Annotated in this window: 11 protein-coding genes and 1 riboswitch; all 11 genes read left to right on the top strand. The window is 47.3% G+C overall.

Annotated features, from left to right (window positions below; translation table 11 throughout):
- Positions 1-78 precede the first annotated feature (78 nt).
- A complete protein-coding gene (locus IEX62_RS17990; RefSeq protein ID WP_188776934.1) occupies positions 79-2,109 on the top strand; it encodes a peptidoglycan D,D-transpeptidase FtsI family protein in 2,031 nt (676 codons plus the stop codon).
- A 318-nt stretch (positions 2,110-2,427) separates the two neighbouring features.
- Positions 2,428-4,446, top strand: coding sequence for a peptidoglycan D,D-transpeptidase FtsI family protein (locus tag IEX62_RS17995; RefSeq protein WP_188776935.1), 2,019 nt, complete (start codon positions 2,428-2,430; stop codon positions 4,444-4,446).
- Between the two features lie 689 nt (positions 4,447-5,135).
- The gene (locus tag IEX62_RS18000; protein WP_188776936.1) at positions 5,136-6,131 is read left to right on the top strand and encodes a metal ABC transporter solute-binding protein, Zn/Mn family; all 996 of its coding nucleotides are present in this window, start codon (positions 5,136-5,138) and stop codon (positions 6,129-6,131) included.
- A gap of 99 nt (positions 6,132-6,230) precedes the next feature.
- Complete coding sequence (locus IEX62_RS18005; protein WP_373289157.1) at positions 6,231-7,109, top strand: metal ABC transporter ATP-binding protein; 879 nt, start codon at positions 6,231-6,233, stop codon at positions 7,107-7,109.
- A gap of 68 nt (positions 7,110-7,177) precedes the next feature.
- Positions 7,178-8,089, top strand: a complete 912-nt coding sequence (locus IEX62_RS18010; protein WP_188776937.1) for a metal ABC transporter permease — start codon at positions 7,178-7,180, stop codon at positions 8,087-8,089.
- Entirely contained in the window at positions 8,082-8,957 is an 876-nt protein-coding gene (locus tag IEX62_RS18015) for a metal ABC transporter permease (RefSeq protein WP_188776938.1), read from the top strand. The genes IEX62_RS18010 and IEX62_RS18015 overlap by 8 nt, the downstream gene beginning before the upstream one ends.
- A 267-nt stretch (positions 8,958-9,224) precedes the next feature.
- Complete coding sequence (locus tag IEX62_RS18020; RefSeq protein ID WP_188776939.1) at positions 9,225-9,977, top strand: Cof-type HAD-IIB family hydrolase; 753 nt, start codon at positions 9,225-9,227, stop codon at positions 9,975-9,977.
- Between the two features lie 317 nt (positions 9,978-10,294).
- Complete coding sequence (locus IEX62_RS18025) at positions 10,295-10,795, top strand: DUF456 domain-containing protein (RefSeq protein WP_188776940.1); 501 nt, start codon at positions 10,295-10,297, stop codon at positions 10,793-10,795.
- 229 nt (positions 10,796-11,024) lie between these two features.
- Positions 11,025-12,641: a putative polysaccharide biosynthesis protein gene (locus tag IEX62_RS18030; protein ID WP_188776941.1), complete on the top strand. Its 1,617-nt coding sequence runs from the start codon at positions 11,025-11,027 to the stop codon at positions 12,639-12,641.
- A 176-nt stretch (positions 12,642-12,817) separates the two neighbouring features.
- Positions 12,818-13,162, top strand: coding sequence for a thioredoxin family protein (locus IEX62_RS18035; RefSeq protein WP_188776942.1), 345 nt, complete (start codon positions 12,818-12,820; stop codon positions 13,160-13,162).
- Between the two features lie 392 nt (positions 13,163-13,554).
- Entirely contained in the window at positions 13,555-14,556 is a 1,002-nt protein-coding gene (locus IEX62_RS18040; RefSeq protein ID WP_188776943.1) for a COX15/CtaA family protein, read from the top strand.
- Between the two features lie 533 nt (positions 14,557-15,089).
- A riboswitch (SAM riboswitch) is annotated at positions 15,090-15,242 on the top strand.
- Positions 15,243-15,267: the final 25 nt, after the last annotated feature.

Raw genomic sequence — 15,267 nt, forward strand, 5'->3', positions numbered from 1 at the left:
ATCTGCCACAAGCAAACACATATTGAACGATTCAGGCATCATCATGCAATGCCGCAAGAGAAGGGAATAGGTCAAGCAATGAAAAAATCGGGTATTGATGAGTCGTCCAAGCGCGAACTCAGAAATCAGCGTCAATTCTCTATCCGTCTGAATGTCTTCTTTTTTGCTACGTTTATGGTCTTCACTGTACTGATTGTCCGGCTGGCGATTTTGCAGTTTGTCGAGGGGCCGACGCTACGAGAGAAGGAAGCGAGCATTTCTACGAAGAGCACGCCCATCCCGCCCATTCGCGGGAATATTTTGGATGCTTCTGGTAAGGCGCGTATCGCCTACTCCACATCCTCACAGTCGCTCTACTTCACCATGACTAAAAACTATACGCTGCCTCAAAACAAACCAGAGCTGTATGAAATCGTCGGTAAGCTGAAAAATGTATTTAATAAATACGGCGATCCAAACGAGAAAATGACTGCGGATCAGATCATTAAAGCGATGGATATCGAATCCAAGGTTCAATTTGGTTATACACCACGCAGAATCAAGAAGAATCTGACCAATGCCGAGATTGCTCACTTTTTGGAGCATAAAGATCAGTTTAAAGGCATTGAAGTTGTGGAGGAAAGTGTTCGTCACTACGATCCTGATCAGGTAGCGACCCAGACGGTCGGATACCTACGTCAATTCAGTGGTGTAAGCACAACGATGGATCATTATATTAACAAGTCACGCGTGACGGAAGCAGGCGAGAAATATCTGTCAACCGAGTATGTTGGTGTAGACGGTATTGAGTACGCGTATCAGGATGATCTGCGCGGAAAGAACGGTCTGAAAACAACACCAGTTAACGCACTGAACCGTCCGATTGGTCGCTCGGAATTAACTGCTCCGAAAAAAGGGAACAACGTCTGGTTGACCATCGATAAAAATATGCAGATGGTTACTCAAAAAGCGATTACCGATCAGCTCTCTTATCTACAATCCTATCGCAGTGGTAAAGCCTATGCACGTAATGCGCAAACTGGCTATGCCGTAGCGATGGATGTACAGACCGGCGGTGTCATAGCGATGGCAAGTATGCCGGACTATGATACAAATGTCTGGGAGAATATGACAGCTGATAAATACCAGGAAATCCAGCATCGCATCGCTAACGGTACGATCAAGGAAGTGTATCGCGAAGGTCATGCATCTTCAATGGTTCTAATGGGTTCGGTTATCAAACCTTTAACCGTACTGATTGGTTTGAATGAAGGTTTAATTACACCATATACCCATTATCAGGATATTGGTTATACAGAATTTGGTAAGGAAGGTCATGAAACGAGAATACGTAACTCTGGCAGTCATCCATACGGTGACCTTACACCAGACAAAGCGATTTTCCACTCTTCTAATACCTTTATGATTGCGAAAGTGGGCTTGCCGCTCTATCGTAAATATGGATCAGATTCTGTTAATGTTTGGGATAAATATATGAAGGAATTTGGCCTTGGCGTTTCTACGAAAAGTGGTCTGCCTGGCGAAAGCGCAGGTTCGGGAGAGTACTTGAATACTAAAGCAGCAGGTAGTACGCAGGCAGCGATGGCATTTGCATCGTTCGGTCAGCAGGGGAAATATACAACTTTGCAGCTCGCTCAATATGTAACAACAATCGCGAATAAAGGTAAACGTCTCAAGCCGCAGCTTGTAAGCAAAATTACCGATTCAGAAGGTAATGTGGTGAAACAGTTCAAGCCACAGGTCGTGAACACGATCAATTTTCCAGAGCAATACTGGGATACAGTCATTGGTGGTATGAGAACCGATGTACCAGCCTTTAAAGATTTCCCATACCCGATTGCTCGTAAAACAGGTACATCTGAGCAATCGATCTACGGACATACCGTGGATAACGGGGTATTCATCGCTTTCGCGCCACGAGATAATCCAAAGTTGGCGGTAGCGGTTGTCATTCCTGAAGGTGGCTTTGGTGCACAGAGTGCGGCACCAGTCGCACGTAAAATTTTCGATGCATATGATCAGGAGTTTGGTCTCGATGGTGTTCCGAAGAAGCCAGCAGATTCAAGCGCGAGCACAGACGGAACAGATAGCACATCGACGAATCAGTGATCGATTAGTAATAGTTTTGAACTACTTTGTAATCGTCTTATAAAGGTGAAAGAAGCAGGCAACCTAGCCTGCTTCTTTTTTATACCTTTTTCCGTAATCCTTCACATTTGGCTTGTGGCGAGTGAAGAGGTACAGGGTAATATGGTATCAGGGTCAGCAGTCCTGTTTTGTTCCACTTCGACTGTATGCTAAAATGAAGAAACGACTACATATTTTGGAATAGATAGCAAGCATTCATGGGACGAATGATTCATTCACGAGCGGCTGCGCTGGGCTTGCAACAAGAGTACAACAACATTCAGGGGGGTTGTCCAGTAGATGAAAAAATGGAATTCGACCGAAACGGAAGAGTTTGAAGAGAGTAACCGACGTCAGTTTTCGATCCGGTTGAATATTTTTTTCTTTGCTACATTTTTTATTTTTAGTGTGTTAGTTGTCCGGTTGGCGATTTTGCAGTTTGTAGAAGGGCCAACGCTAACCGAAGCAGAATCGAGCATTGTGAATAACGAAACACCGATTTTACCAAGCCGTGGCATGATTCTTGATGCATCGGGTAGCAGGATTGCGTACTCACTATCCACGCAATCGCTTTATTTTACACTGAATAAGGACTATCGCCGTGAGGACAATCAAGCAGAGTTTCTAAAGATTGTCGGCGATCTGAAGCAGGTATTCAATACGTACGGTGATCCGAATAAGAAGATGACTGCTGATCAGATCATTGAAGCGATGGACATCGAATATAAAAAGAACTATGGCTACACCCCTCGTCGCATCAAGCGTGACCTGAGCAACAAGGAGATTGCTTATTTCCTGGAGCATAAGGATCAATATCAAGGCATTGAAGTGCGCGAGGAAAGTGTGCGCGAATATAGCCCGGACCATGTGGCGGTTCAAGCGGTCGGCTATCTAAAAGGCTTTTCCGGTGTGAGCACAACGATGAATAAATACAAAAATCGTGCTCGCCTGACAGGATCGGCTGAACGCTACATCGATAATGAGCTGGTCGGTGTCGATGGTCTGGAGTATACCTTCCAGGATGAGTTACGTGGTAAAAATGGCGTACGTAGCACGCCAGTCAATGCACTGAATCGGGTCGATGGCCGTTCCGAGCTGACTCCACCGCAAAAGGGCTACAATCTATGGATGACGATCGATAAAAATGTACAGCTGGCTGCACAGCAGGCGATTACGGATCAGATTGCTTTCCTGCGTTCTTATCGTAGTGGCAACGCGTATGCACGCAATGCATTAACTGGCTATGCAGTGGCGATGGAAGTGGATACAGGGAATGTCGTAGCGATGGCAAGTATGCCGGATTATGATCCGAATATCTGGTCGCAGTCGCCAACAAGTGAACAGCTCAAAGCGATCGAGTCGTATTATCCAAACGGTACGATCCGTGAGATTTATAATGGTAAACGGGCGTCTTCACTCGTACTGATGGGCTCGGTTATTAAACCACTTACCGTGCTGATCGGGATGAAGGAAGGCTTGTTCGGCCCCTATGCAGGCTACTATGACCGCGGTTATGCCCAGTTCGGTCGTGCAGGCTATGAGACAAGAGTTCGAAATGCACTCGGAGAAGTGCTTGGCTCGCTAAGCCCATCTACAGCCATTCAAAAATCATCCAACGCATTCATGATCGATATGATCGGTAAGCCGCTATACAGCAAGTATGGTAATGAAGCGGTCAATGTGTGGGATAAGTACATGAAAGAATTCGGGCTTGGCGTATCGACCAAGAGCGGTTTGCCGTATGAAAATGAAGGTCGCGGCGAGTATACGAACATCAAGGCAGCAGGTAGTGCGCAGGCAGCAATGGCGTACGCTTCGTTCGGACAGCAGGGTCGCTATACGACACTACAGCTTGCCCAGTATGTTACAACGATTGCCAATCGTGGTGAACGGTTGAAGCCGCAGTTTGTGAGCAAGATTACGGACGCTCAAGGCAATACGGTTAAAACATTTAAGCGTGAAGTCATCAATACGATCGATTTCCCGGCAGAGGATTGGAACGTCGTGATTAACGGGATGCGTAGTAAGGTGGCTGTACTGGAAGGATATCGCTATGATGTGGCTCGTAAAACAGGTACATCTCAGCAATCCGTATACGGCAAAATCGTCGATAACGGGGTATTCATCGCTTTTGCACCGCGTCAGAATCCTAAGCTCGCGGTGGCAGTTGTCATTCCAGAGGGCGGCTTCGGTTCGCGTAGTGCGGCACCCGTTGCAGTGAAAATCTTGGATGCCTACGATCAGGAATACGGTCTGGATGGTGTACCAAAGAAACAGCAGTCTCAGACAGATACAGGCAACGCCGAAACTGAGCAATAATGAGGACTGGATCATTAGAGACTGGATGAGGTGAGTTATTAAGAGTTACAAGCTAGTCTCAATATGTAGAAATAACTCGATATGTAGAAATAATATATACGATCAATCTGTAGCCTTAACCTAAATACCAGAGCCTTTCGCTTAAAGATCAGATGCTAGCCACTCTAGCGATCTCAAGCGAAGGGCTTTTTTGTGTTCGATAAAAGTCTGGTCAAGCTGTGTGCTGGATAGATCGGTAAGAGCGGTATATTGTATGTCAAAACATAGCAGGATAAGAACAAATATTGCTCGTTCCCTTCATTACTTTTGTCTCTTGGAATCCATGCTGTATGCCTTCAACTCAATACGCCGCCAATTCAGCTACTCATCCTTTATTCTGTATTTGTCTTTATTCAACAACACGACACTACATAATCTCTATCCTCCCATTTCAAAAAGTCTAAGCCATAAAAAAGCCCACACTATGTTGAAAATTACATTCTTGTTTTTTCTTTCCCTGCACCTTAAAATTTGCACTAAGGAAACAAATATAGCCTTTACTAAAAAAACGTCGATAGCGAAACTTTCGAAACAAAGATTAAAAGGTTAACGTGAACGCAATGTAATCCAATGTAATGCAGTGTAATGTGGTGTAATGCAATGATCGTTCGACACATTCAGAATCTAACCAGAGGAGGGCATACCCATTAATGAAGATCAAGCGAAGCCTCTCATGTACACAATATAAGAAGCAGCATGTCAATCGTCTCTCACGCTGGCAGACATATAGTACGATCGCAGGCATTTTACTGTTACTACTCATTCTACCTGGCTGCACAGGTGAACATGCATCCGGTCAAGCGAACGATGAGCGACTACACATTACAGCCACAACAGGTATGATCGCCGATGCAGCACAGCAGATTGGTGGCTCCCACGTTCAAGTAAACGGTCTGATGGGGCCAGGTGTCGACCCTCATATGTACAAGGCTTCTCAGGGTGATATTCGCAAGCTGGATGATGCGGATCTGGTGCTATACAACGGTCTACATCTGGAAGGAAGTATGACCAAGATACTCGATAAAATGAGTCGTTCCAGGCATGTCGTTGCTGTCACGGAACGGATCGATCCAGCCTTACTGCGGCAAAGTGATGAATATGCCAATGAGCATGATCCTCATATCTGGTTTGATGTAAGTCTGTGGAGTCAGGCGGTAGAGCGTACACGCGATGCGATCATCGAGGCAGACCCACAGCATGAAGCGGTATATCGGAGTAATGCGCAGGCATATTTACAACAGCTAGAGGCGCTGCATCGCGAGGTGCAGCAGCAAATTGCTATGATACCAGCGTCCGGTCGAGTGCTAATCACAGCGCATGATGCATTTGGCTATTATGGAGAGGCATATGGTCTGGAAGTTCGCGGTCTACAGGGGCTAAGTACTGCTTCGGAATATGGCTCACGCGATGTGGCGGAGCTACGTAATATGCTAGTAGAGCGTCAGATCAAGGCTGTATTCGCCGAAAGTAGCATTCCAGCACGCGCTATGGAAGCCGTGATTGCCGGAGCTGCGGGGCAAGGTCATACGGTTAAGCTTGGCGGTGAACTGTATTCTGATGCACTGGGCGCACCGGACGGTGAGGCAGGCACCTATATCAATATGGTACGACATAACACGAATACGATTGTCGAAGCGCTTCGTTAACCGGATCTTTTGCTAGATCAGCGAATACGTGGATAGCTACAGGCAATAGGGCACCCAAACAGAATACGACAAGCAGAATGACCAAAGGAGGAATTATTGATGAAATCATTCACTACTACTCATTCCAGCGATCCCATGTCTGCACCACAATCGGTAGACAACGGGAAACAGCCCCAAAATAAATTACAACAGCATCATAAACTGTCTACGAATATAGAGGATAGTCCTTTACAGGTGCAGGGATTAACCGTTACGTACCAGCATCAGCCCGTCGTGCAGCAGGTATCTTTTTCGCTGGCAGAAGGGCGTTTGATCGGCTTGCTCGGACCCAACGGAGCAGGGAAATCCACATTGTTGAAAGCTATTCTCGGCTTGATCCCATCGCTTTCTGGACAGGTAAAGGTATTCGGTAAGCCGTATGAGAGCCAGCGTCGTCGCATCGGTTATGTGCCGCAACGTGAGTCGGTCGATTGGGATTTTCCAACCGATGCGCTTGATGTCGTACTGATGGGCACCTACGGACGACTGGGTCTGTTCCGTCGCCCCGGCAAAAACGAACGCCAGACCGCATTGCATTGTTTGGATCAGGTGGGCATGGCCGATTATGCAGGCCGACAGATCAGTCAGCTATCTGGCGGCCAGCAGCAGCGTGTATTTCTAGCACGCGCGCTTGCCCAGCAGGCGGATCTGTATTTGATGGATGAGCCGTTCGCTGGCGTGGATGCCCTAACAGAGAAAGCGATCATCACCTTATTAGAACAAATGAAGCAGCAGGGGAAAACAGTGCTCGTCGTGCATCATGATCTATCCACTGTGCAAGCATATTTCGATGATGTGTTGCTGCTCAATCGCCAGCTGATTGCGGGAGGGGCGGTAGAGCATACATTTACACCTGAGCTGTTACAGCAGACGTATGGTGGCAAAATGGCATTTTTGCAAGGAAATGATCAGCAGGGCATCTTACTGGCTGGAAAATAACCGGGCTGGAAAATAACGATACCGTGTAGCAATAGCTACATTCATATCACGAAACAGGAGGACTGGCGATGGATGCACTATGGATGATATGGACAGACCCCAATATGCGCTGGATCGTTGCTGGCTGTATGTTGCTTGGTCTGAGTAGTGGGCTGATCGGTAGCTATATGCTGCTGCAAAAGCGCAGCCTGATCGGCGATGCGCTGGCACATGCTGCATTACCGGGGATTTGTATTGCGTTTATGCTCACTGGTGTCAAATCAACGGTTGGTTTTCTGCTCGGTGCGCTAATCGCTGGTGCGATCGCTACCTTTGGCATTCGCTGGATTGCCGCCCATTCGCGTATTAAGCAGGATGCAGCGATGGGCATCGTACTATCGTTATTTTTTGGGATCGGCGTCATGCTACTAACACGTATTCAGCATAGTGGAGATGGCGGTCAAAGTGGTCTGGATAAGTTCCTGTTCGGTCAGGCGGCATCAATGATGCGTGAGGATGTGTATATGCTTGCAGGCATTAGCAGTCTGCTGCTTTTATTATGCCTGTTGCTGTATAAGCCCTTTAAGCTAATTAGCTTTGATGCGGGCTTTGCCCGTGGACTCGGCTGGCCTGTCGCTCGACTGGAGCAATTGATGCTGCTATTGACGGTGCTTGTCGTTGTCGCAGGTATTCAGGCGGTGGGCGTGGTGCTCATGTCCGCGCTACTGATCACCCCGGCGGTGGCGGCGCGTTACTGGACAGATAAGCTATCTGTCATGCTGCTGCTTGCGGGTATATTTGGTGCATGTAGCGGATTCAGTGGCACTTTCTGGAGCAGTATGGTGACTGGACTACCTACAGGGCCCGTGACGGTGTTATCTGCCACGATCGTGTTCGCTGTCTCCGCATTGCTGGCACCGCAGCGCGGCTGGGTGGGGAAAAGTCTGCGTCAGCGGCGTGCACGTCAGCAATGGCAGCAGGGAGGTACAGCCCATGAGTAGTGACTTTTGGATTTTACTCACAGCGATCTTAATGTCAGCTAGCTGTGGTTTGTTAGGCTGCTTTTTGATTTTGCGTAAAATGGCATTGATCGGTGATGCGATTAGCCATGCCGTTTTGCCGGGTATCGCAATTGCCTTTTTATTTAGCGGTGGACGTGATTCAGTCGCGATGATGATCGGTGCGACACTGCTGGGCTTGCTGTCTGTGTTTCTGATTCAGTGGCTACGCAGCTCAGGTGTACAATCGGATGCGTCGATCGGGATTATTTTCACAGCCCTGTTTGCGGTTGGCGTGATTATCGTTAGCTTGAATGCACGCAATATCGATCTGGATCTGGACTGTGTATTATTTGGAGAAATTGCTTATGTGCAGTGGGATACATGGACATGGAACGGGACAGATATGGGGCCGCGCTCGGTGTGGATGCTTGGCTTTGCACTAATGGCAGTGGTGATATTACTGATGTTATTTTATAAGCAATTTAAGCTCACTGCCTTCGATCCAGCGCTGGCGGCGGCATGCGGCATTCCGGTGATGCTATTTCACTATATGCTGATGGGGCTCGTATCGATGACATCGGTTGCTTCGTTTGAAAGTGTCGGTGCAATTCTAGTTGTAGGGATGCTGATTATTCCAGCAGCGACAGCTTATTTATGGACAGATCGACTGGGCATGATGCTTCTATATAGTGTTGTCGCAGGGATCGCAAGCTCGGTGCTTGGGTATGGAGCTGCTTATGTATGGAATGCCTCGATTGGTGGTAGCATCGTTACGACAGCAGGTGTACTGTTTGTACTGACATTTCTTTTGTCTCCACGGCATGGCCTATTGCTTCGTAAATGGCGTCAGCGTCGTCTGGCAGCTTAATTTCAGTAAGGGTGTGGTTGGTGTCATGCGGATTGAATGAAAGCCTCAAAACTTCATCTACAGTTTACAAAAACTTTTGAGAGGCTAAAGAATAGTATGCTACACTTATGCTCATATGGATGAATATGCTTAGCGACTCTTTGCTTGTATATGTACAAGCTGGAACGGGTTACAGAAGGCAGAAGTCAGGCAAGCTATGCATAAGCCACAGGTAGAGACAAAGCATCGGGCGAGATCGACCCGAATGGATGGAGGAGAAGCATGACGATGACAACTCGTAAATACAAATTACTTGCACTGGATATGGATGGAACACTACTCAATGATGATCATGAAATCTCGCTAGAGACGAGCAAATGGATTCATAAAGCGATGGACGAAGGTATTCATGTCTGCCTGTCGACTGGACGCGCTGCCAGCAGTGCACTGCCTTACGGACAGGAGCTTGGACTGGAAACACCGATGGTTACGGTAAATGGTAGCGAAGTGTGGAAATCTCCCCGTGAGCTGTATCGCCGTACATTGCTGGATCCTGCTGCTGTGCGTCGTATGCACGAACTGGCTGTCGAAAAGGAAGTCTGGTTCTGGGCATACTCTGTGGAGCGTCTGTACAATCGGGATCAATGGTTGCAGGAGGAGCAGGCATTTGAAGATATCGAATGGCTGAAATTTGGCTATAATACAAAGGATCATGAGCTTCGTCATGATATTCTGATGGAGTTGCAGCAGATGGGCGGTCTGGAGGTATCCAACTCCTCACCTGACAATCTGGAGATCAATCCACTCGGTATTAACAAAGCGACAGGCATCGCTGAAGTGTGCAAGCTGCTCGATATCGATATGTCTGAGGTCGTTGCGGTTGGCGATAGCCTGAACGATCTGGCAGTCATTCAAGCGGTAGGTCTGGGCGTAGCGATGGGCAATGCACAGGATACGGTCAAGCAGGAGGCTGATCTCGTAGTCGCCAGCAACAATGAGGATGGAATCGTCGAAGTGATTCGTGATCATATCCTCGTGTAATCGAAGGCGATAGGAAGTGAGAAATAGATGAGCATGATCCATATACCCTGGATCTCATCGATTGCCGATCGTGTTCATTATAGATCGTATTGATTACTCATCATACTCACTATAAATCGCATTGACGATCGTCGTCGCAGACAGGTTAAACGAAACGAGCCGACTTCATCGTTAAAGTATCTATGTTTGTACAAACCATGTTTTTGAAACGAATGTGTCACCTGAGCAGTATATAGGTATACAAAGATTACATCTTGCTTCTAAGATGAACATTCGTCAGGTGCAGTTTGTTGTACCTATACAAGGAGAGACAATTCATGGTGCTTGAAATTGTAGGTTGGACGCTGGTCATTGCCCTGTTTATTATCGGTATGATCGGTACCGTGTATCCGGTGCTACCCTCGGTGGTCGCGATCTATTTTGCCTTTTTCGTATATGGTTGGTTTTTCACATTTGATCGATACGATGTGTGGTTCTGGATCATTCAGACGCTGATTGTAGTTGTACTGGTAGTAGCTGATTATCTGGTCGGTGCCTATGGAACGAAAAAATTCGGCGGCTCGCGATTAGCGATTATTTTGTCCGTTGTTGGTCTGATTGTAGGGCCGTGGGTAATCCCCGCATTTGGTCTAATTCTCGGCCCATTGATCGGTGCGGTAGCTGCTGAGCTGATTCAAGGGCGGGATGTGAACAGTGCGCTACGTGTAGGCTGGGGAACGGTGCTAGGCTTGTTCGCCAGTGCAGTTGTTAAAATCATTTTACAGCTGGCGATGATCGGGATCTGGATTTTCTGGATTACTTGGATCGGGATTCAGTAATAGCTAGGCGAGTCCTTTTCATATGTCGCATTGCGAAGCGTACCCATCCATGTCTATAATAGAAATGCTGACGTAACAACACGACCGGAAGGCCAATCAGCCTTCCGGTTTTTTGGCATGATCCGCTGGTGACAGTGGGCTGTACATACGGATTCATCTGGCTGTACCATGCGAAGTTATGATCATCTTCGTTTGATGATCCATGAAGTGTGAGAGAAGGGGAATTATTTTGTCTAAAGGCGAATCATTCATTAAAGGTACGATTATTCTGGCAGCCGCTGCGCTGGTAGCGCGTGTGCTTGGCCTTGTCCAGCGGGTGCCGCTGGAGCATATGCTCGGCTTCTCCGGGGACGCTTCGTTTACACTTGCCAACAACGTTTATCTGATGCTGCTGGCGGTAGCGACTGCGGGAATACCGAGCACATTGAGTAAAATGGTGTCCGAACGCTATGCACTGGGACGTCCACATGAAGCGCAGCGCATTTATTATGCGGCGCTGTTATTTGCAGGTGGAGCAGGGATTGTAATGACACTGCTGATGTATATCGGGGCACCTTATTATGCAGCACTGGCCAAAGAGCCTGCTGCGGCATTGTCACTTCAGGCAATTGCACCATCCCTGCTGCTGTTCCCGGCGATTGCGATGATGCGCGGATATTTTCAGGGACGTAATATGATGTCCGCTGGTGGTATTTCGCAGATCATCGAGCAATTTGCACGTGTATTTACAGCGATTGTGCTCGCTTATGTGCTATTACGTATTGGATATGGCGATACAGAGGTGGCGGCAGGCGCGTCGTTTGGTAGCGTACTTGGTAGTGTAGGGGCATTTCTCGTAATGGTCTATTACACATTGAAGCTGCGCAAGCAGGATGCGGCGAACCGCATAGGGATAGAGCGTACAGGCTCTGAAACGATTATCCCACTTCGTCAAATTTACGGCGATATTTTTAAATTATCGATTCCGATTGTGATCTCGTCTCTGACGATTCCAGCGGTCAACTTTATCGATGGAACGCTCATTAAGCCGTTATTGATCGGCAATGTAGGGGATGCAGCGGCAACAGCCGCACTCGGTATTCTCGGTACGCGTGCACAAAGTATTGCGGGTATTCCGCCAATTCTGGCGATTGCACTCAGTACATCGCTCATTCCGGTCATTTCCGCAGCGTATGCACGGAAGGAAGAGGATAATCTGAAACGCCAGATTTCACTCGCGCTACGCATTTCGGTGCTGACGGGTATTCCAATCGTGCTGATGCTCACAACAGCGGCGTATTCGATTAATGGTCTGTTGTTTAGTAACACAGAGGGCGCAGGCATTATCGCATTGCTGACGCTCGGCACGATTTTCCAGATTACGATGATGACGACGAACTCGATGCTGATCGGGATTAATAAAGTCAATCTGTCGATGGTACATGTATTATGTGGGATTGCTGTGAAGCTGCTGCTGAGTGTACTGCTGGCGCCACTGCTCGGTATCTACGGTATCATCACTGCAACAGGTCTTTGCTTCCTGCTGATCACGATACTTAATCTGCGCTCACTGCGTCAGGTCGTTGCATTCTCTGTGCTAGGCAATCGCTGGATCGGCTTCCTTGTGACGATTGCGGTGCTGACTGTAGCAGGCTTGTTGTGTAACCAAGCAGGCATTGCGCTGACTGCATGGATGAACCACAGGGTTGCATTTTTCATCGGTTGTTGTATGGTAGGTGTAGCGACACTGGTTATCTATCCAGTCTTGCTCGTTCTGCTGCGTGTAGTACGCTCGGAGGAGCTATCCTCCTATCCGCGTCCACTGCGTAGAGTACTGGCGCCGTTGATGCGACTCCAGCGTGGCTGAACATCTGGATTAAAGGGATCAAATGGTTGGGATGTCTGTCGATATGGATATAGCGTAATACAACAAACGGCAGACAGAACGTTCGAAATAGGGTATTGATATTTGCAAAACGAATATCTTTGAATGACCCCTATGCCTTAGCGATTCATTCATATTTCTTATGAGGAGGAAAAGATATGCAAACCATTAATACAAGCGAAAGCTTCCATACAACGATTGCTTCACCTGAGCTGACGATTGCAGTATTCAAAGCCGACTGGTGTGTCGATTGTAAATTTATTGATCCATTCATGCCAGAGGTGGAGCAGCAATATAGCGATCGCCTGCGTCTCGTTGAAGTGGATGTAGACGGTGTGGGCGATGTGAGTCAGGAACAGAATATTCTGGGCATTCCAAGCTTTGTCGCTTATGCGAATGGTAAAGAATTGATCCGTTTCGTAAACAAAGCCCGCAAATCGCGCCAGGAGATTGAACAGTTCCTGGATCGTGCGGTTGAGGTGTACGGGGCGTTGAAGGCGTAAGCGGCAGAATAAACTGTGCAATAACAATACGATGTAAAACAATAAAAAAAGAATGGTCTCTGAGCAAATCGGAGATCATTCTTTTTTTTCAGTTATAAGGTAATAGGAAGCCGAACGTCCAGCTCCACTGCGACTAAGCTTCTAACACCAAATATGTATGCTGCAAGAGTATCTACTTACTATATTTATCCCTGTTTATCTCGTCTTACTAACTACAATGTATATAGGCTGTAATTAGGAACGTTATACAATCGCTACAGCGTCTCAAAATGGTTATAAATAGATCAACGATTTGTCACAAACCCGATGGTAGTAATGACGCTAGATTCGCTATAATGAATAGTGACTTCACATGAACGTCACTACTAATTTAATAGCGGGTGATTTTAATTATGGCACGTAAGCCACTGATAACGATTCAGCATTTGAAATGGTTAAGCTATATAACCTGTTTGGCTATGTTCCTCGCAACAATGGGTGGTCTGGTCGTGACCAAGACCGAATCAGGTATGGGCTGTGGGGCAGAATGGCCTCTGTGTCATGGAGAATTTATACCAGCACATACGATTGCTTCCCTGATCGAATACACTCACCGTCTGGTTAGTGGTTTTGCAGGTTTGACAGCACTATTTTCATTCATCGGTTTTATGTTTTTTAACAAAAATAAAGAATTACGCCTTTATGCGGTACTTACTCTAATCTTTGTTGTATTACAAGCCATTATGGGCGCATTGGCTGTAGTATTTTCTCAGTCCTCAGCAATCATGGCACTGCACTTCGGCTTCTCTATGATCGCCTTCTCCAGCTCCATGCTGATGGCGTTCACGGCACGCAGATTGCATAAATATCAGCGTACACATACCTACGAGAACCAGCCACCTGTCAGCAAAGGCTTCCGTAACCTGACATGGTTCGCAACCATCTTTACGTATATCGTCGTATATACAGGTGCATTCGTAACACACACCGATTCCCGCGGCGGCTGCTCCGGCTTCCCGCTCTGTAACGGTGCCGTTATCCCTGAGCTATCCGGCGGCGTTGGCGTAGCCTTTCTACACCGTGCAGCAGCACTTGCACTGGTCATCGTGATCGCCATTCTCGGTCACTACGCCTATCGTCACCACCCAAACAACCCAAGTATCCGTAAAATGGGTATCGTTGCCGTCGTATTCATCCTACTGCAATTCGTAAGCGGCGCAGTTAACATCTTCACCATGGACGTGCCAGAAGTCTACTTCTTCGCAACGATGGCACATACCCTGCTCATCCAGTTCCTGTTCGGTATCCTCTGCTACATGAGCCTCCGAACCTGGCAACTAAGCCGCAAATCATACGCCGAATCCAACGTACACCAACAAAAACCCAACAACCCCGGCGTCCCTGTAACTCGTTAATTTAAAAGACAATAAATGTAAACGAGCCAATATAATAAGCCTTCCCCAAAGCTGTACTCCGACGTTCTCATGCGCCGAAGTACAGCTTTTTTACAACTCAACATCTCCATACTCAATCCATCCCCATAAACAATTTTACAATCTAGCAAATTAACACCCTAACAACCTACCTACTTACCCACTCCCCTCTTATAAAGCTGGGTTGTACACCACCCTACCACTATTGCATGAGCTCTACCCGCACACGCACAGAACGAAGGGAAGGAAATAAGGGGAAAGGACGATTTTGGAGGGGCGGGAATCTACAGTAAATTCCTAATCCGTAGATTCCCGCGGCTCCACTGAGTCCGTCCCCTTATTCCTTCCCGAAGTGGTTGCTGCCAAACAACCACATGCACCCCCCGTCTACTCCCCCCAGCTTAATCCCAAAATGAACATTTGCAGAAATTAATGAAAAATCCCCATTTTGCACTTTACAAAGATTGTGAAGTTCAATATACTGAGTAAAGATTTTCATTCGATGTTTTCATATTTTCTTATCGAGAGTGGTGGAGGGACTGGCCCGATGAAGCCCGGCAACCGATTTTGAGAATGGCAGCTTGCCTTTTCAAAATGACATGGTGCTAAATCCTACAAAATGACGGCTGTACAGCAATGGAACAGTCTGTGATTTTGGCAGATGAGAAGGCAATATCTTACGGATAGAGAGCC

Source organism: Paenibacillus hunanensis (assembly GCF_014645615.1).
In the GTDB taxonomy this organism is placed as follows: Bacteria; Bacillota; Bacilli; order Paenibacillales; family Paenibacillaceae; genus Saccharibacillus; species Saccharibacillus hunanensis.

Excerpts from the sequence above, each read along its gene's own strand:
- IEX62_RS18000 (WP_188776936.1), top strand. The coding sequence starts at position 5,136 with ATGAAGATCAAGCGAAGCCTCTCATGTACACAATATAAGAAGCAGCAT.
- IEX62_RS18005 (WP_373289157.1), top strand. The coding sequence starts at position 6,231 with ATGAAATCATTCACTACTACTCATTCCAGCGATCCCATGTCTGCACCA.
- IEX62_RS18025 (WP_188776940.1), top strand. The coding sequence starts at position 10,295 with ATGGTGCTTGAAATTGTAGGTTGGACGCTGGTCATTGCCCTGTTTATT.
- IEX62_RS18035 (WP_188776942.1), top strand. The coding sequence starts at position 12,818 with ATGCAAACCATTAATACAAGCGAAAGCTTCCATACAACGATTGCTTCA.
- IEX62_RS17990 (WP_188776934.1), top strand. The coding sequence starts at position 79 with ATGAAAAAATCGGGTATTGATGAGTCGTCCAAGCGCGAACTCAGAAAT.
- IEX62_RS18015 (WP_188776938.1), top strand. The coding sequence starts at position 8,082 with ATGAGTAGTGACTTTTGGATTTTACTCACAGCGATCTTAATGTCAGCT.
- IEX62_RS18010 (WP_188776937.1), top strand. The coding sequence starts at position 7,178 with ATGGATGCACTATGGATGATATGGACAGACCCCAATATGCGCTGGATC.
- IEX62_RS18020 (WP_188776939.1), top strand. The coding sequence starts at position 9,225 with ATGACAACTCGTAAATACAAATTACTTGCACTGGATATGGATGGAACA.
- IEX62_RS18040 (WP_188776943.1), top strand. The coding sequence starts at position 13,555 with ATGGCACGTAAGCCACTGATAACGATTCAGCATTTGAAATGGTTAAGC.
- IEX62_RS17995 (WP_188776935.1), top strand. The coding sequence starts at position 2,428 with ATGAAAAAATGGAATTCGACCGAAACGGAAGAGTTTGAAGAGAGTAAC.